The organism is Endozoicomonas sp. NE40 (assembly GCF_040549045.1).
Classification (GTDB): Bacteria; Pseudomonadota; Gammaproteobacteria; order Pseudomonadales; family Endozoicomonadaceae; genus Endozoicomonas_A; species Endozoicomonas_A lisbonensis.
Genome location: NZ_JBEWTB010000002.1, coordinates 2,256,257 through 2,282,868, shown reverse-complemented (window position 1 = coordinate 2,282,868; position 26,612 = coordinate 2,256,257). Strand labels below are relative to the sequence as shown.

Below are 26,612 nucleotides of genomic sequence, written 5' to 3'. Positions count from 1 at the left end.
CAGAATATTTGCGAATGCTGGTTTGATTGTAGTATTTTGGCCTATTTTAAGACTCCTTATTTGTAAAGGAAAATTCCGCCCTCCCGTTGTTTGTAACAAAACCAGGACATATTTATTTCTAATGGGAGTAATTAGTTGTCTTGTGATGCCAATAAAATAGTCTCATTGGGCAGAAAATATTAATATCTAAAGCCAATATAAGCATCTGAGTTGTATACAGTAGGTACGGCAAATGGCGATTCACTCAGTTTATTGAGGTCATGCATATTCCGGTCAAAATGAACACCTCTGCTTCCCTAAGCATTGCCTCTCTTAATTTTTAAATTCAAATAAGATTTTTAATGGAAAAACGTTCTTCACTTCAGATACAACTAGCTGTGATTTATGCACTTTCTGCTAGAGAGCTAAAAACTCGTTTTGGAAGGTACAGGTTAGGTTTAATTTGGGCAATATTAGGTCCACTTTTACAAATATTAATATTCTTTGGTTTGTTTTATTTTCGTGGCCGCTCTACGGTTGGTGGGCTTGAATTGCCAGTTTTCTTGGCAACAGGGATAGCTCCATTTTTTTATTTTAGAAAACTTATAAATCAATGTATGGGTGCTGTAACAGGCAATCGAAATCTTCTCTCATACAGGCAGGTTCGTATTTTTGATTTATTCCTTACTCGACTGATACTAGAAGCAAACATTTCATTTATTGTACTTATTACCTTGATAGCAGGGTCTTGGTGGATAGGATTTGAAGTTGAAGTTGTCAACTCTTTACGGTTCCTATTAGTATATTTAGTGTTTAGTTTTTTTTCTTTTGGTATTGGGTTAATTTTTGGAGTCTTAAATACTCTATATCCTGAGCCTAGCAAACTACTCCCTATGACTTTAAGGCCGCTAATGTTTGTATCTGGCACATTTTTTTCTATTAATGAGGTGCCTCGAGGATTTCAGGAAATGTTACTATGGAATCCATTGATTCATGCATTCGAACTTATGCGATCAAGTTTTTCATATCATTATGATATTTCTCTAGTAAGCCTTGAGTACTTAACACTAAGTGCCATAGTATCTGTAACTTTAGGGATGTTAATGCTTCGTGCTAATTGGAGAAGTATGTTAACAATATGATTGTTTTCAATAACGTCACCAAATATTTTCCTACCCCCAGTGGTCGGCATTATATCCTCAAGGATGTTTCTCTGGAGCTACCCGGCAATAAGAATATAGGTGTATTTGGTGCAAACGGCAGTGGCAAATCAACGCTGATGCGGTTGTTAGCCGGAACGGATTTTCCTAACCGTGGACGCATTACTGTTAAAGGTAATGTGTCCTGGCCACTGGGTTTATCCGGCTATCAGGGTAGTATGACAGGGCGCGAGAATGCTGAATTTGTTTGCAGAATCTACGGTAAAAGCCGTGAAGAAATAAATGAAAAAATAGCATTTATTAAAGAGTTCTCTGAAATTGGTAATTTTTTTGATATGCCACTCAAAAGTTACTCTTCAGGTATGCGCTCCAAATTTTCATTTGCGGTCAGTATGGCGTTTGATTTTGATTATTACCTTATTGATGAATTAACCGCTGTAGGTGATAAACGGTTTAAGCGAAAATGTCGAGAAACGTTTGATGCCAAAAAAGGCATTGCGAATTTCCTGTTTGTTTCCCATAACCTTAATGAATTAAAGCGCCAGTGTGATATTGGCATTTATATCAAAGATGGCAAAATACACGTTCATGACAGCATTAATGATGCTATTGCAGCCTATAACGCTATGTAACGGTCACTGGCTGAACAACAATTTTTTATGACTGAAACAAAACAAAAAACTCCTGGTATAAAAAAGCCCATTAAGAAGCCCTCTGGCAAACCAGTGCAGCAACCGACAACTATTGAAATCAAGAAACAAAAAGCCAACCCGGCTAAAATGCCGATCGCCAGAAAGAGCAGCTCACCTGAAAACAAGATATTAAAACTGGCTAAAAAACACCTGTTTCATAGACAGGCGGGTCGTTGGTTTCTTGGTATAGTCGTTGTACCGTGGTCGATGGCTGCAGCTTACTATGCAGGTTTTGCTTCTGATCGATACGTTTCGGAAGCCAGCTTTATGATTGAAAAAAGTGACGGTAATGGTTCAGGTGTAGAAGGTTTAAGCTTATTTGGCATCACGCCGCAGACAGGGAATGATCAGCGTATTGTAGAAACTTTTATTCAATCGCCTGATATGCTGTATTTTCTAGATGAGCAGACCGGACTAAGGCAGCATTACTCTCAAGAAGGTGATTACCTTTCAAGGCTATCTCCTGAAGCCAGTCATGAAAATTTTCTCAAATTTTATCGTGATCACATGCGTATCCGCTTTAACGACACCAGCGGCATGCTTGACTTGGAAATTCAGGCATTTAATCCTAATTTTGCTCAAAAGCTGGCTGATCTGATTCTTGAGCGCAGTGAGTCTTTTGTGAATGAAATTAGCCATGGTTTAGCGGATGAACAGTTAAAATTTGTGAAGAATGAAGTCATGCTATCAGAGCAACGCCTGAAAGAGCTCATGTCGAAGCTTGTTGCGTTTCAGAACGAGACAGGATTGCTGAGTGTTAGTGATCAAGGGGCAGCTCTGAGCAGCATTATGAATGAGTTGCAGGCCGAGTTGGTTCGCAACCAGACAGAACTTCAGACCATCACGTCCTATTTGAATGATCAGTCGCCCCAAGTGGTGGCTTTAAAACAGCGTATTGAAGCCTTACAAGTTCAGCTTGAAAAGGAAACCAATCGACTCACCGACAGTGAAGCAACCACTCTAAATGACCTGATGGCACAGCAACAGGAGTTGCAGCTGGATCTAGATCTTGCAACAAGAGCTTACTCATCAGCACTGGTGGCATTGGAAGGCGCACGAACAGAAGCAAGCCGAAAGCTCAAGCAGCTTGTTGTGGTTAGCAGTCCGCATTTGTCAGAAGAAGCAAAATATCCCCGCGTTGCTTACACGCTGACGAACATTCTTTTGATCCTTCTGGCAATATACGCCCTTGTTCGTATGATGCGTGCGACCGTTCGAGAGCATAGAGACTAATAAAAGACATGAAACGATTGATTGCTATATGTTGTGCGGCTGTTTTTTTGCCAGTTGCAATGGCTAACGTTGAAATACCTGTTGCAGAAGCAGATAACCTTGGGCCTGCTGTTGTAGAAACAGTTACTGCCCGGCCTGTTTTTGGCCAGAACTTGTTTGACGGCTTTCGTCAGGCAGAGTTCAGGGGCTTTAACCCCGATTATAAAATTGCCATTGGTGACACGATTACCCTGCAAATGTGGGGGGCTTACGAGGTAGCAACCGAGCTGACGGTAGATGCTCAGGGCAATGTGTTTATTCCACAGGTGGGTCCTGTAAAGCTTCAGGGTGTGGCTAACAAAGACCTGAACAAGGTGGTAGAAAAGAAAGTTCGCAGTGTTTACCAGAGTAACGTAAACCTTTATGCCAGCCTGAATGCTACCCAGCCCGTCAAACTCTTTGTTACCGGTTTTGTTCAATCACCCGGTTTGTATGGTGGTTTTTCATCTGACTCTATTTTGGCCTTTCTGGCAAAATCCGGCGGTATTCGACCAGAATCGGGTAGCTACCTGAATGTCGAGCTAAAGCGTGGCAACAAAACCAGAGCCGTGTTCAACCTGTATGACTTTTTGTTGACAGGCACCATTGAGCAGGTGCAGTTACAGGACGGTGACACACTGGTCGTCAATACACGTCAGGGCGTTGCTGCCTTTAATGGTCTGGTTGAGAACACTGTTCAGATTGAATTTACCGATGGTGAGATTCCTCTGAAGGATGCTTTGCAAATGGTAGGGCTAATGCCTGAAGCGACTCATGTTCGCATTGCCCGCAATCAGTTGACGAAGCGTAGTGTTGATTACCTGCCTTTGACAGAAGCCCAAAATGTCACCATCAGCAGTGGCGATGAAGTGACAGTGGTTTCTGACAAAATGCCTGGCACCATTAGTGTGGCGGTAGAAGGTGAGCACAGTGGTCAGGCTATTTATATTCTTCCTTATGGCAGTACCATCAACGACCTGATGGCAAGACTGCAGCCCAACGAGCGATCCAACCTTAAGGCCATGCAGCTGTTCCGTGATGAAGTGGCACAAAGGCAAAAAGCCATGTTGGAAGTTCAGCTGCAACAGCTGGAACAAACGGCACTATCGGCACGAAGTAAAAGTGTGGGTGAAGCCAAGCTAAGGCAGTCCGATGCGGAATCTATCCTGCAGTTTGTTGCCAGAGCACGACAGGTTGACCCAAGAGGTCAGGTGATTCTTGGGCAGAACGATAACCGAATGGACGTGATGCTGAAGGATCAGGACCGCATTGTGATTCCAAGCAGAACGGTTCTTGTGCAGGTGCATGGAGAGGTCATGTTCCCCAATGCCATGGTCTTTGATAATGACAGCAACATAAACGACTACGTAAATGCTTCTGGTGGTTATTCACAAAAAGCTGATCAGTCGCGTGTGCTGATTTTACATCGAGATGGCACTATTTCTCGTATTGAATATAAAAATGGCTGGTTCAATAAAGGGTTGGCCAGATACGACGTGCAGCCTGGTGATGAAATTCTTGTTATGCCCCAGATTGATCCGAAAACCATGCAGTATACCAGTGATATTATGCAGGTGATTTATCAGGTAGCCATGAGTGCTGCTGTTGTTTTGAGTCTCTGATGGTTTGAGTGCTTCGTAAGAGTTGGTAGGCATTTGTATAAATGCAAAAACTGCCTTGCAGCATTTCATTACATACTGGCAATTTTTTCTTCAATTAAATGTTATCTGTTATATAGCAGCATATAACTACTTATTATTATCAAAAATATATGAATATTCTTTATTTTCTCGAACCTAGGGAAGAACTTGGTAATCCTAAATTCCGTTTAGGAACAATTAGAAACCACATTTCGAAAGAAATTTTGGCTATAGAAAAAGCAGATAATAATAATGAAGTTAGACTGTTAACTAGTGATGAAGTTAGAAAGGCTTGTCTAGAAGAAAAACTCTTATCTGGGAAAAATATTTTCGCTATTAGACAAGGAGAGTTAAAGAAATATTTTCCAAATGAACGAGAAATATCCAAGAAGTTCTTCACTGGAGAATTTGATAAAAAAGATGAAAATATTATGCACCGCCTTTGCAGAAAAGCAATTGGCAACTGGTCACCAGATATAATTGTATGCTACGAAGGAGCGGCTCCTTACCTAAACAGTATGTTTCCTGAAGCTGTATTCATCAATAGTACTTTAGGCATGTTATCAAGAGCTCCCTTCCCTGAATTAGGATGCTTTGACCCTTGCGGTGTTTTTAAATTAAGCTATTTAAAAAAGTTTGAAAATGAGTTAAGAAGTCTAAAGGCAAGCCCATATCAAATAGAGCTGCTCGAAAAATTAAGAAATAAATATTCACAATATATTAAAAAGAATAACCCAATAAGACCAGAGGATATTCCTGGTAATTTTGATAAAATAATATTATTACCTCTTCAAGTAACTGGCTATTTCGCATTTGATGATAATCTTCCTGAAGGAATTAAATGTGAAAATCAACTAGATTTTGTAAAATATGTACTTGAAACCGTTCCTTCTTCAATTGGTGTCTATGTTACCTTACATGGAGCAGAAGATGACTTATTTGATGAAACTACCTTGAAGATATTGAGAGAGAAACATAGTAATTTTTTATTTTCTCCTGAGATACAGAAAATTAGGTGGTGCTCACAGTGGCTTTTACCATATGTAGATGGCGTTGCAACTGTTTCAAGTTCTGTAGGTTTACAAGCGATTATTTGGAAAAAGCCTGTCTTTACTTTTGGAGATTCACATGTCTCAGCATTCAATGCTGGTGAATTGTTAGATTCTGAAAGGTTGTTGGATGAAGAGCATGACTTTGATGGCGCTCTTTTCCATTTGTTAACTCGTTACTATCCTTTAATGAAAGATCAGGTTCAGAATGGGGAATGGTTACTATCTTTTTTTCACAAAGCTATTGAAAAGAAAAAAAATGGTGATATCAAGTTTGATTATTTTGATAAGCCAGATAGTGAATACTTAGCTATCGAGAGGATAATTAAAAACCTAAATGATGTACAAACACTTACTGATATTGAACGTTTTGCATCACATATGAATTCGACTAGAGTTGTTGATATTGATGCTGCGAAAAAAAGTATTTTAGAGCATGATGTAGTTTCCTTTGATATATTTGATACGCTTATAACCCGGCGATTGATGCATCCTAATCATTTATTTGATTTGATGGATATTGAAGCAAGAGAAATTTTTAGTCAAGAAGGAGTTGATTTAGAAAGATTTGGTGGTTTTAGAAACCTAAGAGAAAGGGCTGCAAACAGAATAATAAGAGGTGTAAAGAAAGCAGGTGGAGAAGAAATACTGTTCAAGAATATATATAATGAAATAAAAAAATTAACAGGAATATCACATCAGGCAAATTTAAAATTAAGGAAACTTGAGCTTAGAACAGAAAAAGAAGTAATTACTGTTAGGGATCTTGGCAAAGAATTGTTTGATTTTGCCATCTCAAAAGGAAAAGAAATAATACTTGTCTCAGATATGTATCTTGATAAAAAAGATATAGAGTTCATTATAAAGAAAAATGGTATATCCGGTTATAAAGAGTGTTATGTTTCAAGTAGCTTTAATAAGTTAAAAAAAACAGGAACTTTGTTTAAAGTTGTTCTAGATAGCTACCCAAATAAAGAAATAATTCACTTTGGTGATAACCACCTGTCAGATGTTGTAAGAGCTGTTGAAGCAGGTCTTTCAGCAATTCATTTGCCAATGATAAATGAAACATACATGGCATCTCGCTTGGCTAGAGACTCTTTATCTAGTTCTGAGGTAGTTGACTCTCTTAGTTCTTCTTTGATGCATGGTGTAATTTCTCGACACTTTTACGATAACAAAATATTAAATGATAGCTGGTTTAATAATTCACCATACAGAATGGGATTCGAAGCCTGTGGGCCAATTTTATTAGGGTTTACAAAATGGGTTATGGAGTGTGCTATTCGCGACGGAGTAGAAGATCTTTATTTTTTAGCTAGAGATGGATATTTAGTAAAAAAAATATACGACCAGATAGCTAAGAATACACCCAATGCTCCTAAATCGCATTATCTCCTTGCATCTAGGCGTTGCTATAACACCGCGAGTTTGAAGTCTGAACAAGATATATTAGATTCAATGTCTTTGAGCTTTTCAAAAGTGCCGTTACATAAAATAATGTATGCTCGCTTTGGTATAAATAAAGATGAAATAAACCATAAGACTCTTTCAGCCTCTGGATTAAATAGCCTTGATCAGATTGTTGACATTAAGAGACGAAGCCAATTAAATAAATTTAAGCGATTTTTATCTGCTAATAAAGAACTTATTCTGGAAAAAGCTGAAAAAGAAAGAAATTGTCTTTTAGAATACCTTGATACTATGGGATTGAATAATAAAAGAAATATTTCTGTTGTGGATATTGGACATAATGCATCTTTACAAAGAAGTTTAGGGCGTTTGTTAGGTAGCAGAGCGGATATTGGTGGTTATTATTTCATGACCTATCATGGTGCGAAAGAAGTTTTCGATGAAGGTTTCAATATCCAAGGGTATTTAGCAGATTTCGAAGAAAGTCGATTTTCAAGTCATCCTTACTGTAAAAATATTGGGATGTTTGAGTTTTTATTCTTACCTGCTATTCCTTCATTTAAGCGTTTTACCTATGATCAAAATAATAAAATATCAGAAGAATATGTAGGTGGCGATGAAACGGCTAGGTTTGGTGTTATTAATGTGGTGCATAAAGGTGTTGAAGATTATGTAAAAGTAGTTCTAAGGACACTAAATAATCGCATTGATGCGTATAATGTTTCAAAAAATAGATCACTTAAGACTTATATAGAATTTATACAGTCACCTTATGCAAAAGACGCTGCAATGTTTGATGGTTTGTCTTTTGTCGATCAGTTTGGTGGCAGTGATGCTCGTTATTTGATAGCCACGCCAGCCTTCAATAAAATTACAGCAGACAACTATTCAGATTACATCCAGGATAGTTGGTGGAGAGAGGGAGCTGCTTCTTTAGTTAATGAAGTGTCACCATCCAATAGAAGCTATGAAATAAAGGTTGAAAAGAATATTGATTTGAAAATAGATGATTTGTCTATTTATAAAAGAAAGGTTAAAAAATTAAAAAATGATCCAAAAGCTTTTCTATATGATTCAAAACTAGCAAAGCTTATTAGAAAGGCAGTTCATATTTCATCTACATAGCGTTGCTATATTGCCGTCTAAGTTGATTTGAAAAAAATATACACCAGTACTATATAATGATGCAATTGAGATAGTAAAAATATTTTTTGCTATCTAAGATATTTAGAGACTGTAATTCAAATTGTGTAAACGCTTGTCGTTAAAACTCCAAAGAGGAGAATAACAATGAGCGTTGACATCGATCCGGAACTCGTCGAAAAACTTGCCAGTCAAATAAAGACTCAAGATGATCTTGCCGAACTCAGTCGTCAGCTGTTGAAAGTCTCTGTTGAGCGTGTCATGGCCGCTGAACTGGAAGATCATCTTGGCTATTCCAAGCATGCGCCTGAAGGTCAAAACTCCGGAAACAGTCGCAACGGTTATTCCAAAAAAACACTCAAGGGCGACTTCGGTGAAGTCGAGGTCAAAACCCCCAGAGACCGCAACGGTGAATTTTCACCTCAGCTTATTGCCAAAGGTAAAACCCGAATCAACAAGCTGGATCAGCAGATTCTGGCTCTGTACTCCCGTGGAATGACCACCCGCGATATAGCCGATGCCCTGGAGGAAATGTATGGCGCAGACGTGTCACACAACCTGATATCCAAGGTGACTGAAGCTGTTCAAGAGGAAGTACAGAACTGGCAGAACCGCCCTCTGGAAAGCCTTTACCCCATTGTCTACCTTGACGGCATCGTCGTTAAAGTCCATCAGGATAAGCGGGTTGTCCGGAAAACCGTTTATGTCGCTCTTGGTGTTGATATTGAAGGCCAAAAGGAACTTCTCGGTCTCTGGATTGCCGAAACAGAGGGAGCCAAATTCTGGCTCTCGGTTTTAACAGAGCTTCAGAGCCGTGGCCTTGAAGATATCTTCATTGCCTGTGTTGATGGACTGTCAGGCTTCCCTGAAGCCATCAACACGGTTTATCCAAAAGCCCAGATTCAGTTGTGTATCGTCCATCAGGTTCGTAACTCTCTGAAGTATGTGTCCTACAAGGATCGTAAGGCCGTATCAACGGACCTGAAGAAGATCTACCAGTCAGCTACTGTGGACGAGGCTGAACGTGAACTGAGCGCTTTTGAGGCGACCTGGGATGATAAGTTTCCATCGATAGGTAAATCCTAGCGCAACAACTGGGATAACCTGATAACCCTGTTTGACTATCCTGATGATATCAGGAAAGCGATTTACACGACGAACGCTATAGAATCGCTGAACAGCGTGATCAGAAAAGCTATCAAGCAACGGAAGATCTTCCCATCAGATAACTCTGTGATGAAGGTGATTTATCTGGCGATGGAAAGAGCTTCAGCGAAATGGACGATGCCCATCAGGAATTGGGTATCAGCTCTGAACCGGTTTGCAATTATGTTTCCAGACCGGTTCAGGCAGTAAAGTTGGTTGAGCGTTTACACAGAATTAATTACAGGCTCGATATTTACTTTATTTACTTTATTTACTTTATTTACTTTATTTAAATTATGACTATTCAAACATCTTTAGCTCATATTCGTAATACACCAAATACCGGTGATTTCCACTGCACTCCTTATGATTACTTTTACTTCCCAGAAGCCAAAGTTTACGATCTTAAAGATAAAATACCAAAAAGCCATGCTGTGATTTATGGAGGAGGCGCTATTGAACCTAGGTTGCGAACAGATAAAATACATCATAATGTCGAAGCAAATTTTAAAATAGCATGGGGTATTGGGACTTCTTTAAGTCGTCGCTCTACAAATCCAGAGCTTGTTGATGATATGGATTTAGTAGGTCGTCGTGAGTGGGGTAGAAAAGGTGGCATATATGTCCCGTGTGTTAGCTGTATGTCAGAGCTTTTTGATAAGCACTATGAGATTGATAAAGATGTAATAGTTTATGCTCATGCTGTGAAACCTGGAGTTCAAGAAGTATTAGAGTATGGATACCCAACTTTAAATAATCGTGCACCATTTGAGGATGTGATAAAAGCTTTAGCTTCTTCTGAATTAATTATTACGAACTCATTTCATGGTGCATATTGGGGAACCCTTTTGAATCGCAAAGTTGTATGCATACCTTTTTCTTCGAAGTTTCATGGATATAAACATACGCCAGTTATAACAAAAGGAGCTTCTTGGAAGCAAGCCTTGAAAGAAGCTCGCAATTATTCAGAGGCTTTAGAAGATGCTCGTAGACAAAATAAAAAGTTCTATGAAAGAGTTATGGATTTGATTTCTTAATAAGTAAATAATTATGTCTGAAAAGAGCAATCTACTTATTGTTGGTAAGCCTTATATAAAGCTTTATGACGATAAAACATACATTTTTTGTGATTATTCTTTAAAAGGAGAAAGTAAGAAACTATGGATGCATGTTGATTCTGAGTATTCTAGTAAGGTAGATTTTGACTCATCTGATCCTTTCTCTCTTGTTTTTCTCATTATTGCAATGAAAAATGGTGTTGATTTACACTTTGAGGGAGTATTGACGGACACCTTATATGTCAATATTAGTAAAGATATACAGAGTATTTATTGTATAATTGAGCCAAGTCTTGCACAAATTAAAGTGACAAGTTCAAACATGCAATCTGCAATTGAGCATAAAGGTATAGGGGTTGGGACTGGATTTTCATGCGGAATTGATAGTTATGCTTCTCTAGTTGATAACTATTATGAGATGCCAGTTCAAAGTCATAAAATAACACACTTATTTCAGATTAATCATAATCAAAAACTAGGTGTGTATGATACTAAATGGCAAAGAAATATGCCTCGGTTCCTTAAGGGAGCAGAGGAAGTTAATCTTCCTTTAATTCAAATTGGCTCTAATTTTTATAGTCATGTTTCATTGCCTTATTCTCAAATTCATCCATTGCTTAATTGCTCTGTAGCTATGTTATTAAGGAATGTCGTTGGTATCTACTACTATGCCTCGGGTTATAAATTTGAAGATATAGCTATTAGGAAGTCACATTCTGCTGCATATTCAGACTCAATTTTGCTTCCACTGCTTTCAACGAGGAGTCTGTTTTTCTATTCCACCGGTTCCGATAAATCAAGGGTAGAAAAAACAATATCCATCAGTCAATTTGGGATTGGGAGAGATAGTCTTGATGTTTGTGCAAAAAGTCCAAATAAGTCATTGAATTGTTCGCTATGCTACAAATGTAAGCGCACAATGATGACGTTAGATATGCTTGGGGAGTTAAATTCTTATGGCAGTTGTTTTGATTTATCTAAATGGAAAAGACATAGGTCAAATTATATTCAAGAAGTTCTAGAAAATACTACGAATAAATATATGGAAGAGATTAAAAAGCTTGGTGAAGATACTGGGTATTTTAAACGAGTAGAAGCTGCAAGGAGAAGAAGAGAGCTTAGGGCACAGATAAACAAATAAGTTTCTTAATTTGACTTGAGTTATAAAACTTAACTTTTTTGATTCTGTTTTTCGCTGCTTATAGTAAATAACTTAAACGATAAGTTTTTTGTTATCTTCTTACATAACTTAACTAGTTGGTTATTTTATAATCAATATTTATTAAGCTATTTGGTGCTTATATGTTTTTAATCGCAGGCCCATGCGTAATCGAATCCGAACAACTGGTAATGGACGTTGCCGGTTATATGAAAGAGCTGACAGAGAAACTGGGTATTGAATACATCTTCAAGTCCAGTTTTGATAAAGCCAATCGCAGCTCTTCCGACAGTTTCCGTGGACCAGGTCTGGAAAAAGGTCTGGAAATTCTGCAGAAAGTAAAAGACACCTACGGTCTGCGTGTGCTGACCGATGTGCATGAAGACACTCCTGTAGAGCAGGTGGCGGAAGTTGTTGATGTTCTGCAAACGCCAGCATTTCTGGCTCGCCAAACAAACTTCATTCAGCGTGTTGCCCGCTGTGGTAAGCCCGTGAATGTTAAAAAGGGTCAGTTCCAGGCACCTTGGGATATGGCTCAGGTTGTTAAAAAGTGTCGTGAAGTAGGCAATGAAAACATCTGGCTGTGTGACCGTGGCACTTCCTTTGGTTACAACACTCTAGTGTCTGATATGCGTGGTCTGTCTACCATGCGCAAAACTGGTCAAAAAGTTGTTTTTGATGCCACACATTCTGTACAGCAGCCTGGTGGCATGGGAGCAACTTCGGGTGGTCAGCGTGAATTTGTTCCTGTTCTTGCGCGTGCAGCAGTCGCTGCAGGTGTGGATGGCGTATTTATGGAAACCCATCCTGAGCCAGAAAAGGCTCTGTGTGATGGCCCAAATATGATCCATCTTCACAAAATGGAAGCAATGCTAGAAACTCTGATCGAAATTGATCGTGTAGTTCGAGCTCGTCCACTTCTGGAAGATGAACTGTCCTAATTCTTAGGCACTTTTCTTCAAGAACAATAAAAGTGGGACTCTGCTTCCCACTTTTATTACTCATATACACTTCATTGTTACTTGCTTTCTGCAATAACCTTGCTCTTTATCTGAACACTTCCAAGCCAAATGTCTTTATCTGAAGCAAATATGCCCCATGTGAAACCTGAGGCTATTAAACTAGCCATTTTCGATATTGATGGTGTACTCACCGATGGTACGCTGCTTTATGGTGAGCATGGTGAGTTAATAAAGCCATTCAACGCCAAAGATGGCGTTGGTATAAGACTACTTCAGGAAAACGGTGTTGCAGTTGCTGTCATCACTGCCAAGCGTTCAGCCCCTCTTGCACGTAGAATGCAGGATTTGAAGATAGAGTACTTTTTTCCAGGTTGTCATGACAAAGCTGCAACCTTCGCTCAGCTCAAACAAACACTAAACGTACAGAATGATGCTGTCGCTTATGTGGGCGACGATGTATTGGATTTACCTGTTATGGAACAGGTTGGTCTGGCCATTGCGCCAGCTGATGGCTATCAATTGGTAAAAGAGATGGCGCACATTGTCACAGAGGCTTCTGGTGGTAAAGGGGTAGTAAGAGAAGTCGCCGATCTACTGATTGGTGCTCGCACAGATTTGGCAGAGGCCTATCGGGTATTGGTGATGCCTAAAGCCGCTGTAGTTCAGTAACCTTTTTAGCCCTATTAAAGACTGAATTCTAATGAAACAACATTCATTTAAAGTGGTCATACCTGCCCGCTTTGGTTCTTCGCGTCTGCCGGGTAAACCGCTGCTGGATATTGCGGGTAAGCCAATGGTTCAGCATGTTTTTGAAAGAGCTGTAGAAACCGGGATTAATCCGGATGGCAATATTGTTGTTGCTACAGATGACGAACGTATTCTGAATATCTGTCATGGCTTTGGTGCTCATGCGGTTATGACTGCATCAGAACATGACTCCGGTACTGACCGACTGGCAGAAGTGGCTGAAATTATGGGATGGGATGATGAAAGTATCATCGTCAACCTTCAGGGGGATGAGCCTCTGATGCCACATCAGCTGATCACAAAAGTTGCGATTAATCTGGCTGAGAATAAAAGTGCAGGTATTTCGACGCTTTCTACTCCTATTCATGATGCCGATGATTTGTTTGATCCTAATATCGTCAAGGTTGTAACCAATCAGACTGGTTTGGCCCTTTATTTCAGTCGAGCCCCAATTCCATGGGATCGTGATAACTATAAATCAGCCAGCAAAGCCACAATGGTCTCTCTGCCACACCCGCAAAGACATCTTGGCATGTATGCCTATCGTGCCAAAACATTGAAGACAATTGCTGCCGCAAGTGCTGCTGATATTGAGACACTGGAAGCTTTGGAGCAGCTGCGTGCTTTATGGCTGGGTATTGGGATTCATGTTGAAAGCATTTCAGAGCAGCCTGGACATGGTGTCGATACACCTGCCGACCTGGAACGTGTTCGAGCCGAATTTACACATCAATAATTTATAACTGTTTAATATGACAATTAATATGCGCCAGGTAATGGCAAACTCTCTGCGTGAACAAGGTAATGCTCTGTTTGTTTTAAGTGAACGTGTTGATAGCTCTTTTGAGAAAGCTGTAGAAATGATCCTTGACTGCAAAGGTCGGGTGATTATTTCTGGTATGGGTAAATCTGGCCTGATCGGTAAAAAAATTGCCGCTACCATGGCATCTACCGGAACTATCAGTTTCTTTATGCACCCTGGCGAAGCATTCCATGGTGACTTAGGCATGGTACGCTTCGATGAACATGCTGATGTTGTTGTTCTGATTTCCTACAGCGGTGAAACAGATGAAGTGTTGAAGCTGATACCTTCCCTGAAAAGCTTTGGTACAAAAATCATAGCCATTACCGGTGGTCATGATTCGACTCTGGCAAAAAATGCAGATGTTGTTCTGGATGCTTCTGTTAAAGAAGAAGTTTGCCCGAACAACCTGGCTCCAACTACCTCTACAACAGTAGCTATTGCTATTGGTGATGCACTGGCTGTTGCTTTGATTAAAGCCCGTGACTTCCAGCCACAGGATTTTGCCCGCTTCCATCCGGGAGGCAGCTTGGGTCGCCGCCTGCTGACTCGTGTAAAAGATGTTATGCAGAAAGAGCGCCTGCCGTTCGTCAAGCTTTGTATGCCTGTGAATGAAGTCATTTTGACCATGACGGAAACACGCTCAGGAATGGCTCTGGTTATGGATGACAACAACAAGCTCGCAGGCGTTATCACAGATGGTGACCTTCGTCGTTACATGACTACCCATGAAACGCTCCACGGTTTGAAGGCTGCTGATCTGATGAGTGACAAGCCTGTATGCATTTCACAGGATGTGAAAATGATCGAAGCTGAAAAAGCAATGAAAGAAGCTCATGTGAAGTGCCTGATTGCTAAAGACGACGACGGAAATGTTGTTGGTCTGATCGACTGGGCAGCTTAAATTTCAGATTCTCAAAACCATTCCTGACCTGTTTAATTGATAACCAAGAGTCCTGATTTATATGTCCTCACGTCGTGAGCTAGCCAATGCCATCCGTGCTCTGAGCATGGATGCTGTCCAAAAAGCCAAATCCGGACACCCAGGCGCCCCAATGGGTATGGCCGACATCGCCGAAGTGCTGTGGCGCGACTATATGAACCACAATCCGGCTAATCCGGAGTGGGCAGACCGTGACCGTTTTGTCCTGTCCAACGGACACGGTTCCATGCTCCTGTACTCCCTGCTGCACCTTTCCGGTTACGATGTATCCATCGAAGACCTGAAAAACTTCCGCCAGCTGCATTCTAAAACCGCTGGTCACCCGGAATACGGTTATGCGCCTGGCATCGAAACTACCACTGGTCCTCTGGGTCAGGGTATTGCCAACGCTGTCGGTTTTGCTGCTGCTGAAAAAGCACTGGCAGGCCAGTTCAACCGTGAAGGCCATGACATCGTAGACCACTACACCTACGTATTCATGGGCGACGGCTGCATGATGGAAGGTATCTCCCACGAATCCTGTTCCCTGGCCGGCACTCTGGGTCTGGGTAAACTGATTGTCTTCTATGACGACAACGGCATTTCCATCGACGGTGAAGTAGAAGGCTGGTTCACCGATGACACCGTTAAGCGTTTTGAGTCCTACAACTGGCACGTTGTTCCAGGTGTTGACGGTCATGACTCTGAAGCCATCAAGGCTGCGATTGAAGCCGGTCGTGCTGAAACTGACAGACCAACCCTGATCTGCTGCAAGACCGTTATCGGTTTTGGTTCTCCTAACAAAGAAGGCAAGGAAGAGTGCCACGGTGCGCCTCTGGGTGATGACGAGATCAAACTGACTCGTGAACGTCTGGGCTGGAACCACGGTGCATTCGAAGTACCTGCCAACGTTTACGAAGGCTGGAGTGCGAAGGAAGCCGGTGCTGCCAAAGAAGCAGGCTGGAACGAGAAATTCGAAGCTTACGCTGCGGCTCACCCGGAGCTGGCTGCTGAATTCAAGCGTCGTATGACTGGCGAACTGCCTGCTGACTTCTCTGAAAAAGCCGACGCTTACATTCGTGAGTGCCAGGAAAAAGCCGAGAAAGTTGCCAGCCGTAAAGCGTCCCAGAACACTCTGAACGCTTTTGGCCCGCTTCTGCCTGAACTGCTGGGTGGCTCTGCTGACCTGGCCGGTTCCAACCTGACTCTGTGGAGTGGTTGCAAGGGCGTTGAAAAAGACGACGCTGCCGGTAACTACCTTTACTACGGCGTGCGTGAATTTGGCATGAGCGCCATGATGAACGGTATCGCCCTGCACGGTGGTTTCGTACCTTACGGCGCAACCTTCCTGGTGTTCATGGAATACGCCCGTAACGCCGTTCGTATGGCTGCCCTGATGAAACAGCGTTCCATCTTCGTTTATACCCACGACTCCATCGGTCTGGGCGAAGACGGTCCGACCCACCAGCCTATTGAACAGCTGGCGAACCTGCGCTCCACGCCAAACATGAACACCTGGCGTCCATGTGACACCGTTGAATCTGCGGTGGCATGGAAATACGCCATTGAGCGTAACGATGGCCCCAGCGCGCTGATCTTCTCCCGTCAGGGTCTGCCATGCATGGCTCGTGATGAAGAGAAAATCGCCAATATTGCCCGTGGTGGTTACATTCTGAAGGACTGTGCAGGCACACCTGACCTGATCCTGATCGCTACCGGTTCTGAAATCGAACTGGCTATGAACGCCGAAGCCAAGCTGACCGAACAGGGTCGTAAGGTACGCGTAGTGTCCATGCCTTCAACCGAAGTGTTCGACGCTCAGGATGCTGAATACAAGCAGCAGGTACTGCCTCTGGAAGTACCTGCTCGCATTGCTATCGAAGCAGCTCATGCTGACTTCTGGTACAAGTATGTAGGCTTAGACGGTCGCATTATCGGCATGACCTCCTTCGGTGAGTCAGCTCCGGCCAGTGACCTGTTCCCATTCTTCGGGTTCACAGTAGACAACATTGTAAGAGCTGCTGAAGATATGCTGCGTTAAAGTGTTAATAGGCAAGCAGTTTATCCAGTTTTTCAGACAGAATGGCCAGCGCTTTTAACTTATTGGCATGTTGGGTTCGCTCTTCATCAACGGTAACGACCAGTTTCGTAGGTAAGTGAACAATTTTCACCCCGTTTTTTGCACAAGGAACGGGGTGGTTTTCTGTGCTGCTCCAAGTCGTGATAAGCAGATCTTCTGGGTTAAACTGATTGGTCATATTAGGATAAAACTTTGCACTGTATATCCTGTGATCAGGAAAAATCTTCTGGCCTGGCAAACAACTGGACAGGTATATGCTTCCGGTAATGATTGAAATCGTTGTCAGTTGTAAAAACAGGGATTTTGTACTTGATGCCAATGGTTGCTATCAGATAATCCGTGTGTGAGCCTTGTACGCCTTTACTTCGACACAGACTTGAGTATCGGGCAGCCTGAATGAAATCGTCTGATGTAATGGTCAGTAACTCAAAAGCGGTTAGTTTGGCTTGTAAGCGCTGAAATTGTTCTTCATAGCGTATGCCAGTGAGTACTTCCTGAAGAACAGGGCCAATCATAACCGCTCTGTGTTGTTGTATAAGCCGCTTCAGTATCCGGGCTTCTTCGGGCGCTACGGGTGTTTTTTTTCGTCGCAGTGCTGCTGACCAAACGCAAGTATCGACCAACACCATAATGATCAGCGCCTTTTTTCTTTTGCTTTTGGAGTGTCGTAATCGATAGTCCCAAACTCATCAAGAAGCTCTAACTGTTGCCGGTGTCGGACGTACTCCGCCAGCGCTTCATTAACTGCGGCTTTTTTTGTTTTGGAGCCACTCAGTTTTTGTACCTGAAGAATCAGGTCATCATCTATAGCAAGGTTACTGGGCATAATCAGCTTCCTCGGAGTGTCTTACACATAGCTTTACACAAAAACAGTTTAGTACACAATGCAGGGCGCTTTCTGACTTCTGAATAGGCTGGTAAAAAGGCTGCTTTTGAGGGGGTTATCTATGGTGGTGATCAACCGACACCACCATAGATCAGATCGGCTAGTTCGAGCAGTCTGAAGTGTTTGCAAGCTTTAAAATGAACTTATATATAGTCAAATAGTGTTTTTTATACTATTTTGAATTTATATAAGTTCAAAATTACCAGATTATGGAAAGCATAGGACAAACCTTTAAAACACGGCGAAAAGCCAAAGGCTGGAACCAGACACAGCTGGCAAAACGAGCCGGAACCACCCGCAGCGTAGTGTCAGCCATCGAGAATGACCGTTACCGGGGGGCATTGTGGGCTCTGGTTAATTGTTTGGGTTTATTAGGGTTGGAGCTGTCAGTAAAAGAAGCACGACGACCTACATGGTATGAACTGGATGAACTGTTTGGTGATGACGAATGAACACATTGCATCGCTGGCCGGAAAAAATAAATCCTGTTTATGTCTGTACTCCCGGTGGGCAAGCCGGGGTATTGAGCTTTGAGCGAGGCTCCTATGCTTTTTCTTACCAGGATAACTCTGGTGAAGATATTTCCCTGACCATGCCTGCACAGGTTGCATCGTATAACAGCGGGGCGTTGCATCCAGTGTTTCAGATGAATATACCTGAAGGTTATGTTCGGGAAAGGTTAACCGAAAAGCTGCGCCGGTATGTGAAAGTAAACGATATGCTGTTTCTTGCGCTTCAACAGCACCGGGGCATTGGTCGGTTGTCTTATAAAAGCGACCTGACAGTTGAGACGAAAGATTATGACAGCCTTGAGTCTCTCGTAAACTGGAACAGCCGGGAAAGCGCTTTTGAGTACCTGTTGGACAAATATTTATTAAACACTTCAGCTATATCGGGTGTTCAACCCAAGCTGTTGGTCAATACGAAAAAAAATAGTGAAAAAGGCACACTTGTTGAGCCGGAACTGATCGTTAAATCTGGCGGAGACGATTACGAACATCTGGCATTCAATGAGTTTGTGTGCATGAGTATTGCCAAAACCTGTGGTATCAGCGTTCCTGAGTTCTGGATTTCCGGCAATCGTGAACTGTTTATTATGAAGCGGTTTGACCGGCAAAATGGTCATGCTCTTGGCATGGAAGATTTTGCTGTACTGATGAAAAAATCCGGAGATGATAAGTATCTGGGTTCCTACGAGCACGTTGCCAAAGTTGTACAGCTTTACACGAAAGATATTCAGCAAGTACACGATATTTTTGATTACGTTGCCATTAGTTGTCTGTTAGGTAATGGTGACGCGCATTTGAAAAATTTTTCATTATTGTACGACAACATTAGTCCTGTTCAGGGCTTGAGGCTATCGCCACTATACGATGTGGTGAATACTACAGTTTATGAAACAGAGTCCCATGACCTTGCCTTGAAGATGGATAAAAGCCGGGAGTTTCCTAACCGTGACAGGCTGGTGCGTTATGGCAAAAGCATTGGTGTAGAAAGTGCCGCAACGAGACTTGAAGAGCTTGCGGATATTGCCAGTGATTTCATTAACCAGTTTGACCAGTGGTCAGTCTTTCCTGAGCTGAAAACGGCATTGCAGCGTGCCATAACCCGAGCGGTTTCGACGTCGAACGTGAATGTAAGATTTGATGTCAAACGGCACAAAAAGCGTAAGAGTGACCGGTATACTTAAATACAGGCACGACTCAGACTGATCGTTATTTCTCATCGTAAAGAATCTACTCATTGTCTCAGTTCATTACTTTTTCCAAAGGCATTTCGGGAGCCAGAGAGCTTGAACCCCTCATCGGAAAGCCCGTTTCCTACGTTAATCTTTTCCAGCAGTTAACCAAAAAGCATGGAGGTTCTGGCGTTACTGTTCTTGGCTGGGGAAGGAAAAACAACACAACAAAAGCCAAGGCTTATAGCCAAAAGAACAACCTTCCCTACTGGAGCCTGGAAGACGGCTTCATCTCCTACCTCGGCCACCCAGCCCTGGGTGATCGCCGCTTCTCCCTGATCGTCGACAAATCTGGCATTTATTACGATGCCACTCAGTCTTCAGATATTGAACACCTGCTGAATCATCCTGAAGAATGGTTAACAGAAGAGTTGAAGGCCCGTTCGGCTAACCTGCTTGAGAGTATCCGAAAGCATCAGATCACCAAATACAACCATGAACCGGTATCCGACTGGAAAGCACAAAGGGCTGCACAACAGCGAGTGCTGGTTGTTGACCAGACATACGGCGACTGTTCTGTAAAATATGGTATGGCTGATGATTCCAGCTTTAAGGCTATGCTGGAAGCAGCTCTTTCAGAAAACCCTGATTCAGAAGTCTGGGTAAAAGTTCACCCTGATGTCGTTTTAGGAAAAAAGAAAGGTTATTTTAAACTGGAGCCTTGCGGTCAGAAGATTAAAGGATTTGATAGTGATCGCCTGAAAGTACTGTCAGATAAGATTAATGCCCAGTCTCTCTTTCCCCACTTCAGCAAAGTCTATGTTGTAACTTCGCAACTGGGGTTTGAAGCTCTCTGGTATGGCAAGGAAGTGGTTTGCTTTGGAGTCCCTTTTTACAGTGGCTGGTCTTTAACGGATGACCGGATTGGCTGTCCCCGTCGTACAGTAAAACATACTGTTGAAAGTCTGTTTGCCGCTGCCTGTCTTAAATACACTCGTTATATTGACCCGGAAAGCGTTGAACGGTGCGAGCTGGAAGATATTGTTGACTTAGTTGCTTTGCAGCGGCAGTACCAGACACAAGAGGTCAGCACGCTTTATGCCGTTGATTTCAGTTTGTGGAAGCGGGCATTTCTTCATTGTTTTATTGGTGGTCGCGCCGGGCGTATTCAGTTTGTCAGATCCACTGAAAAGGCACTTGAAACAGCAATTGATGGTGATGGCATTCTTTTATGGGGAGCAAAGCAGTATGAATTTAAAGCACCTGAAGGCATCGCCCTGTGGCGTGCGGAAGATGCCTTTATTCGCAGCAATGGTCTTGGGGCCGAATTGCGCAGACCCGGATCACTGATCATCGATAAACAGGGAATGTATTTTGACTGTACACGCCCTTCTGATCTGGAAATCGCGATTAATACTATAAAACTGTCTGACAGGCAGATAGAACGGGGCAGTCAGCTGGTTAAAACACTGGTTCAGCAGCGGGTAAGTAAATATAACCTGCCGGGCTCCGGGCATCAGGTGTTTGCTGACGCAACGCCTCAACAGAAGAAAATTCTTGTCACCGGGCAGGTGAATAATGATGCGTCTTTAAAATGGGGCAGCCCGGCAATACACAGCAATCTTGATTTATTGAAGGCTGTCAGGGCTTCAGAGCCCAATGCTTATATCGTTTATAAACCGCATCCGGATGTGTTGCTGGCGGGAAGAGAAGGACACATACCTGAGCCCCGGGCTTTGCAGTGGGCAGACAGCGTTGTGTCAGACAGCGATATTCTGGATTGTATTGATCAGTGTGACGAGTTGCATGTGATGACATCACTGGCAGGGTTTGAAGCACTGATCAGAGGCAAAAGAGTCCACTGCTGGGGGGCTCCATTTTATTCCGGGTGGGGGCTGACCATTGACCACCTGGACATTGCCCGCAGAACAGCAAAAAGATCATTAGCAGAATTAACGTACTTTGTTCACTGTTATTACCCGTGTTACGTGCATTGGGGAACCCGGCGTTTTACGACAGTAGAGCGTATGGTTCGAGCCCTAAAACAGGAAGCCGCCGTTCATCAGACCAAGTCCGGTAAATTATACAGCTGGCTGGCAAGAACAAAGCGCAAGGCAGGCTATCTGATAGAGGTTTTTACGGGGTGATACTTCGTAAGTCCACCATCCGGACTGAATTATTATTCTGACAAAATGGTCGTTTATTTATACAACAATATAATTCTTTATCTGTCTTAAGACAGATTTTTCGGGTCGGTTCAACGTGCAAAAGTCGTCTGTATTATTTTTACAAGGGCCGTTAGGGCCTTTCTTTCGGGAATTGGCCGGGGCTTTTACACGTGCGGGTTATTACACGCATAAAATTAATTTTAACGGTGGTGACCGCTTTTATGCCGGTGCAGACAGCGTTGTAGACTATCAGGGAAAGCCAAACGACTGGCCGGCTTTTTTACAGGAATACCTGCTGGAGCACTCGATAGACGCTGTCTTTCTGCTGGGAGATTGTCGTTATTATCATCGAACGGCAAAACCGGTTTGTGATCAGTTGGGTGTTGCTTTTATGGTGTTTGAGGAGGGGTATTTGCGACCCAACACCATCACGCTTGAGCCCCACGGTGTTAATGCACTAAGTCGGCTGGACCTGTCTCCGCAGCGGTTGCAGCAAACCACCGTAAAATCCGTTAAAACGCCTGTAAAGATTGGTAATACCATGCTGCGCAGGACGGTTTATGCATCGTTGTATTACTGGGCTGCACAGCTCAGCCGCAGGCAGTTTCCACATTATATTCACCATCGGGCTTCGAACCCTGTCAAGGAAGGGTACTGCTGGCTACGGGGATTTGCTCGCAAATGGTTGGTAAGGCCTTCTGATTACCTTATTAAAAGACAGTTGACAAAAACTTATAGTCAGCGGTTTTTTCTGGTGCCTTTACAGGTACACGACGATTCTCAGAAGACTTATCACTCTAACTTCAGTTCTGTTGAGTCGTTTATTTCTGAAACTATTGAATCTTTCAAAAGCTATGCAAAACCTGATCAGGTACTGTGTTTTAAACATCATCCTATGGATCGGGGCTATACACACTACGGCAGGTTTATTCGCGAGAAAGTCAGACACACGGGCTTACAGGATCGGGTGATTTATTGTCATGATGTTTCGCTTCCTGAACTGTATCGTCATACAGCAGGGGTTGTCACTGTGAACAGTACTGTCGGTGTTTCCGCCATGTTGCATGGCGTGCCTGTTAAAGTAACAGGCAGAGCTATGTATGATATTCAGAGACTGACCCATCAGGGAAGTCTGGCCTCTTTCTGGAGAGCGCCTCAGCCGGTTGACCGGTCGCTTTTTGCAAAGTTCCACTCCCTGTTATTTGAGCAAACTCAGGTCAACGGTAGTTTTTTCAAGTACTTCGATATCAGCTGCAGCAATGTCCTGGCGTTTTTTGAAAAGATGGCAGGGCAAACCGTTGCTCCGTCGACGATTCATAGCCTGCCTTCCCATAAATCCTGCCATACCGGAGTCTGTGATCTTCCATTGAATGCCGCCTGAACAGCGGCAACTCTACTCTTCAACCCTCCCTTCTCCATCCTGAACGTGATGAGTTAAAGATCGACTCATCATCTCTCTGATTCTTCCGATATAACGGTAAGTGCTGTGTGCATACCCACGCACCCGCAGGAGGAATCAGTGAAAAAAGGACTCATCTATGCAGGCATTACCTCATTGATGTCTGTGCCTGCCTTTGCCCTGGATCTTAGACCCGACGGGGTATCAGCTGCCTATGGCCAATACCTTCCTGTCGTCAGTGGCAGAAAGGCGAGTTATAACCATTACCGTATTGGAATTCAGTGGGACTGGAACAAAGAGCTGTACCGTTCGGACAGCATTGTAGCGTCCAGTTACTTCGAGCTGGCAGGCAGCTCTTTGCAGAGTCGCCTGGATGCTTCTGATAATCCCAGTCCGGATGGTAAAGATAAAGCCAGTGTCATCAGCTTTTCCCCTGTCTTCCGTTTTTCTTCTGCCCATCCTTTATTTGGAAACACAGTTCCCTTTGTTGACGCTGGCATTGGAGGTGCCTGGTTTTCTGAAAAAGATCTGGAAAAGAAGAAGAAATCCCCCATCAATCTGGGTAGCCACTGGCTGTTTGAAACGCGCTTAGGCGCTGGCTTTGCCTTTGGAAGTCATCAGCAATATGCCGTGAGTTACAGTTGGCTGCATTATTCCAATGCGGGGCTGGCAAAGCTGAATGAATCCATTGATTTCCATTCTGTAACATTTGCCTATAAGTGGTAAAAGAGCCTGATTTTGCCAAGCTCCCGGGAGTATGACACTATTCCCGCCAATCTCCTCAGCTTGTAATTGCCCCCGCAATGGACTCTATCGACCGAAAAATTCTGCTTGAACTGCAGGAAGACAGCACCCTTTCCCTGGCCGAAGTTGCAGAAAGGGTCTGCCTGTCGCCTACTCCCTGCTGGAACCGAATTAAACGTCTGGAAGGGCAGGGGTACATCAGTAAACGGGTGGCCCTGATTAATGCCGAGAAAGTAGGCCTGGGGGTTTCCGTATTTGTCCATATAAAAACACAACAACATTCGTCTGACTGGCTGAAAATTTTTTCAAACACCGTCAATAGTTTCCCGGAAGTGGCAGAATGCTACAGGATGAGCGGCGAGTATGATTATCTGCTGAGAGTGGTGACCAAAGATATTCAGTCTTTTGATCGCTTCTATAAAAAACTGGTTAACAGTGTCGACGGCCTGTGTGATGTGACGTCCAGCTTTGCCATGGAGCAGATGAAATACACAACAGCACTTCCCCTTTAAATCAGAGCGAGAAAATAACGCTTAAACCTGAAAAAGTTGTGTAAAGCAGACATCGAAACACGACCCCGCACTGGTACTATTACGGCAGCATTAACTATGGGGAAACATTATGTTGCGCCAGTTGAGACATCTATTTCTGTTCATGGTCGTCTCTGTTTTGACTCTGCCCGCCGTCGCTTCATCAAAGACCGAACTGAACGCTACCGTTAAGGAAACATTGTCGAGCCTTTACGACAAAAGCTCTGCAGCCAGGGCGCTTGGCAAAGAGGCCAGGGGCATTCTGGTTTTCCCTAAAATTATTAAGGGTGGCTTGTTTCTGGGAGGTGAGTACGGTGAAGGTGCGCTGCTGATCAATCAGAGCGTGGTCGACTATTACAACACCGCATCGGCCTCTATTGGTTTTCAGCTGGGTGCTCAATTGCGTTCCCAGGTCATTATGTTTATGACCGATGAAGCTCTGGAGAAATTCCGCAACAGCAAAGGCTGGGAAGCAGGCGTTGATGGCAGCATTGCTATTGCCGAGTTTGGTGTGGGTGAAACGATCGCAACCAATACCATTCAGGCGCCTATTATCGGCTTTATCAGTGACAACAAGGGTTTGATGTACAACCTGACTCTGGAAGGAACCAAGATTACCAGAATCAATAAGTAACCCGAACGGCTTTTGCTGTGTAGATAAGCCACCGTTATTGGTATTATTTATTCACTTAGTGAATTTCGATAATCACATAAAGAGCTAAAAATTATAAATTGTTAGCATTGCGGCTGATTCTTTTGGGGGAAACACTGCAACCATGAGTCGTCCAGCTAAGGCGGTCATTAATCTTGATGCCCTGCAACACAACTACCAGCTTGCCAAAGCGTTAGCCAACCGGGAACGAGCGAATGGCAAAGTTCTGGCAGTGGTGAAAGCCGATGCTTATGGGCATGGTGCGGTCGCCTGTGCCAAAGCACTGTCAGGTCAGGCTGACGGGTTTGCGGTGGCCTGTATTGAAGAAGCTCTGGAGTTGCGCAGTACCGGTATCCGGCAACCGATTCTCCTGCTGGAAGGCTTTTTTGAAACCAGTGAGCTGAACGAGATCAGCCGTCATAAGCTGGACATCGTCGTGCAAAACCCCGAACAGCTGACCATGCTGGAGCAGAACCCACAATCAGAGCCTGTGCGTGTCTGGCTGAAAATGGACTCGGGCATGCATCGCGCCGGTCTGTTACCACAAGAGTTTCGAGCCGCCTGGATGCGTCTGGACGCACTGCCCTGGGTCAGCGACATTGTAATGATGACTCACCTTGCCTGTGCGGATGAGCCGGATAATGGTTATACACGACACCAGCTGGAAGTCTTTGAACAACATACGCTTGGACTGCCGGGCGAGCGGAGTATTGCTAATTCAGCCGGTCTGGTGGACTACCCCCAGGCCCGTGCTGAATGGAATCGCCCCGGGTTATTATTGTACGGCGCTTCTCCCTTTGAAACGGCTCATCCGATTGAGCAACAGCTGCAACCGGTTATGGCGCTGCACTCAGCCATAATAAGCATTAAGAACATTCCTGCTGGCAGCCCGGTTGGTTATGGCAGCACATGGACCAGTCAGCGCCCGACCCGACAGGGGGTGGTGGCGATTGGCTACGCCGACGGTTACCCGCGCCACGCCCGGAACGGCACACCCGTTCTTGTGAACGGTAAACGAGTGCCTGTGATTGGTCGGGTTTCCATGGATATGCTGACCATCGATCTGACTGATGCACAGGAAGCCCGGCCGGGTGACAACGTTGTATTATGGGGTAAGGATCTCCCGGCAGCAGAAATAGCACGCTATGCCAGCACCATACCTTATCAGCTGTACTGCAATCTTAACCGGGTTCCGGTTGAATACGTCCAGTCGTCTATAGCCGTCGGAGCCTGACGTTTGATGGTGAAGAATCGACTACGAGCATCATACTGTGAGTACTCACATTCACAGGGCTATCTTGCTTATTTTTTACAGGCAAACGGAAAATTTACATAGCTGGCCTATTTAAGTA

23 protein-coding genes and 1 pseudogene are annotated in these 26,612 nt (G+C 43.5%); 21 read left to right on the top strand and 3 right to left on the bottom strand.

What is annotated here, in order from left to right:
• Nucleotides 1-341: 341 nt before the first annotated feature.
• The 13 genes and pseudogenes from V5J35_RS11370 (at nt 342) to tkt (ending at nt 17,164) form a co-directional block, all read left to right on the top strand.
• Complete coding sequence (locus tag V5J35_RS11370) at nt 342-1,121, top strand: ABC transporter permease (protein WP_354007251.1); 780 nt, start codon at nt 342-344, stop codon at nt 1,119-1,121.
• Nucleotides 1,118-1,771 (top strand): ABC transporter ATP-binding protein, encoded by a 654-nt coding sequence (locus tag V5J35_RS11365; protein WP_354007250.1) that lies wholly within the window; start codon nt 1,118-1,120, stop codon nt 1,769-1,771. Before V5J35_RS11370 ends, V5J35_RS11365 begins: the two co-directional genes overlap by 4 nt.
• A 27-nt stretch (nt 1,772-1,798) precedes the next feature.
• Entirely contained in the window at nt 1,799-3,064 is a 1,266-nt protein-coding gene (locus V5J35_RS11360) for a KpsE/RkpR family capsule polysaccharide export protein (RefSeq protein ID WP_354007249.1), read from the top strand.
• Nucleotides 3,065-3,123: 59 nt separating this feature from the next.
• Nucleotides 3,124-4,704, top strand: coding sequence for a polysaccharide biosynthesis/export family protein (locus V5J35_RS11355; RefSeq protein WP_354007248.1), 1,581 nt, complete (start codon nt 3,124-3,126; stop codon nt 4,702-4,704).
• Nucleotides 4,705-4,853: 149 nt separating this feature from the next.
• Entirely contained in the window at nt 4,854-8,309 is a 3,456-nt protein-coding gene (locus V5J35_RS11350) for an HAD family hydrolase (RefSeq protein ID WP_354007247.1), read from the top strand.
• 165 nt (nt 8,310-8,474) lie between these two features.
• Nucleotides 8,475-9,683 (top strand): annotated as a pseudogene (locus V5J35_RS11345) (IS256 family transposase).
• An 86-nt stretch (nt 9,684-9,769) separates the two neighbouring features.
• On the top strand, nt 9,770-10,510 hold the full coding sequence (locus tag V5J35_RS11340) for a glycosyltransferase family protein (RefSeq protein ID WP_354007246.1): 741 nt from the start codon (nt 9,770-9,772) through the stop codon (nt 10,508-10,510).
• A 13-nt stretch (nt 10,511-10,523) separates the two neighbouring features.
• Nucleotides 10,524-11,672 (top strand): hypothetical protein, encoded by a 1,149-nt coding sequence (locus V5J35_RS11335; RefSeq protein ID WP_354007245.1) that lies wholly within the window; start codon nt 10,524-10,526, stop codon nt 11,670-11,672.
• A gap of 161 nt (nt 11,673-11,833) precedes the next feature.
• Nucleotides 11,834-12,631 carry a 3-deoxy-8-phosphooctulonate synthase gene (gene kdsA / locus V5J35_RS11330; RefSeq protein WP_354007244.1) on the top strand — a complete coding sequence of 266 codons (798 nt, stop codon included), beginning with the start codon at nt 11,834-11,836 and terminating at the stop codon, nt 12,629-12,631.
• Nucleotides 12,632-12,760: 129 nt separating this feature from the next.
• A complete protein-coding gene (locus tag V5J35_RS11325; RefSeq protein ID WP_354007243.1) occupies nt 12,761-13,321 on the top strand; it encodes a KdsC family phosphatase in 561 nt (186 codons plus the stop codon).
• 31 nt (nt 13,322-13,352) lie between these two features.
• Nucleotides 13,353-14,135 carry a 3-deoxy-manno-octulosonate cytidylyltransferase gene (gene kdsB, locus V5J35_RS11320; RefSeq protein WP_354007242.1) on the top strand — a complete coding sequence of 261 codons (783 nt, stop codon included), beginning with the start codon at nt 13,353-13,355 and terminating at the stop codon, nt 14,133-14,135.
• Between the two features lie 16 nt (nt 14,136-14,151).
• Entirely contained in the window at nt 14,152-15,105 is a 954-nt protein-coding gene (locus V5J35_RS11315) for a KpsF/GutQ family sugar-phosphate isomerase (protein ID WP_354007241.1), read from the top strand.
• A 61-nt stretch (nt 15,106-15,166) separates the two neighbouring features.
• Nucleotides 15,167-17,164, top strand: coding sequence for a transketolase (tkt, locus tag V5J35_RS11310; protein WP_354016387.1), 1,998 nt, complete (start codon nt 15,167-15,169; stop codon nt 17,162-17,164).
• 4 nt (nt 17,165-17,168) lie between these two features.
• On the opposite strand, the gene V5J35_RS24295 is transcribed toward tkt, so the two are convergent.
• The 3 genes from V5J35_RS24295 to V5J35_RS11295 are packed head-to-tail and all read right to left on the bottom strand — an operon-like array spanning nt 17,169 to nt 18,029.
• On the bottom strand, nt 17,169-17,381 hold the full coding sequence (locus V5J35_RS24295) for a peptide chain release factor family protein (RefSeq protein WP_419095779.1): 213 nt from the start codon (nt 17,379-17,381) through the stop codon (nt 17,169-17,171).
• 34 nt (nt 17,382-17,415) lie between these two features.
• Nucleotides 17,416-17,832 (bottom strand): type II toxin-antitoxin system VapC family toxin, encoded by a 417-nt coding sequence (gene vapC / locus V5J35_RS11300; protein ID WP_354011283.1) that lies wholly within the window; start codon nt 17,830-17,832, stop codon nt 17,416-17,418.
• Between the two features lie 5 nt (nt 17,833-17,837).
• Nucleotides 17,838-18,029 carry a type II toxin-antitoxin system VapB family antitoxin gene (locus V5J35_RS11295; RefSeq protein WP_354011282.1) on the bottom strand — a complete coding sequence of 64 codons (192 nt, stop codon included), beginning with the start codon at nt 18,027-18,029 and terminating at the stop codon, nt 17,838-17,840.
• A 269-nt stretch (nt 18,030-18,298) separates the two neighbouring features.
• On the opposite strand from V5J35_RS11295, the gene V5J35_RS11290 reads away from it, so the two are divergent.
• The 8 genes from V5J35_RS11290 (at nt 18,299) to alr (ending at nt 26,494) form a co-directional block, all read left to right on the top strand.
• The gene (locus tag V5J35_RS11290) at nt 18,299-18,541 is read left to right on the top strand and encodes a helix-turn-helix transcriptional regulator (RefSeq protein ID WP_354011281.1); all 243 of its coding nucleotides are present in this window, start codon (nt 18,299-18,301) and stop codon (nt 18,539-18,541) included.
• Nucleotides 18,538-19,779 (top strand): type II toxin-antitoxin system HipA family toxin, encoded by a 1,242-nt coding sequence (locus V5J35_RS11285; RefSeq protein WP_354011280.1) that lies wholly within the window; start codon nt 18,538-18,540, stop codon nt 19,777-19,779. Before V5J35_RS11290 ends, V5J35_RS11285 begins: the two co-directional genes overlap by 4 nt.
• 53 nt (nt 19,780-19,832) lie before the next feature.
• Nucleotides 19,833-21,914, top strand: coding sequence for a capsular polysaccharide biosynthesis protein (locus tag V5J35_RS11280; RefSeq protein ID WP_354011279.1), 2,082 nt, complete (start codon nt 19,833-19,835; stop codon nt 21,912-21,914).
• 115 nt (nt 21,915-22,029) lie between these two features.
• The gene (locus V5J35_RS11275) at nt 22,030-23,316 is read left to right on the top strand and encodes a capsule biosynthesis protein (RefSeq protein WP_354011278.1); all 1,287 of its coding nucleotides are present in this window, start codon (nt 22,030-22,032) and stop codon (nt 23,314-23,316) included.
• A 138-nt stretch (nt 23,317-23,454) separates the two neighbouring features.
• Nucleotides 23,455-24,060 (top strand): acyloxyacyl hydrolase, encoded by a 606-nt coding sequence (locus V5J35_RS11270; protein ID WP_354011277.1) that lies wholly within the window; start codon nt 23,455-23,457, stop codon nt 24,058-24,060.
• A 77-nt stretch (nt 24,061-24,137) separates the two neighbouring features.
• A complete protein-coding gene (locus V5J35_RS11265; RefSeq protein WP_354011276.1) occupies nt 24,138-24,590 on the top strand; it encodes an Lrp/AsnC family transcriptional regulator in 453 nt (150 codons plus the stop codon).
• Between the two features lie 109 nt (nt 24,591-24,699).
• The gene (locus tag V5J35_RS11260) at nt 24,700-25,242 is read left to right on the top strand and encodes a BPSL1445 family SYLF domain-containing lipoprotein (RefSeq protein WP_354011275.1); all 543 of its coding nucleotides are present in this window, start codon (nt 24,700-24,702) and stop codon (nt 25,240-25,242) included.
• A 142-nt stretch (nt 25,243-25,384) separates the two neighbouring features.
• Nucleotides 25,385-26,494, top strand: a complete 1,110-nt coding sequence (alr, locus tag V5J35_RS11255; RefSeq protein WP_354011274.1) for an alanine racemase — start codon at nt 25,385-25,387, stop codon at nt 26,492-26,494.
• Nucleotides 26,495-26,612: the final 118 nt, after the last annotated feature.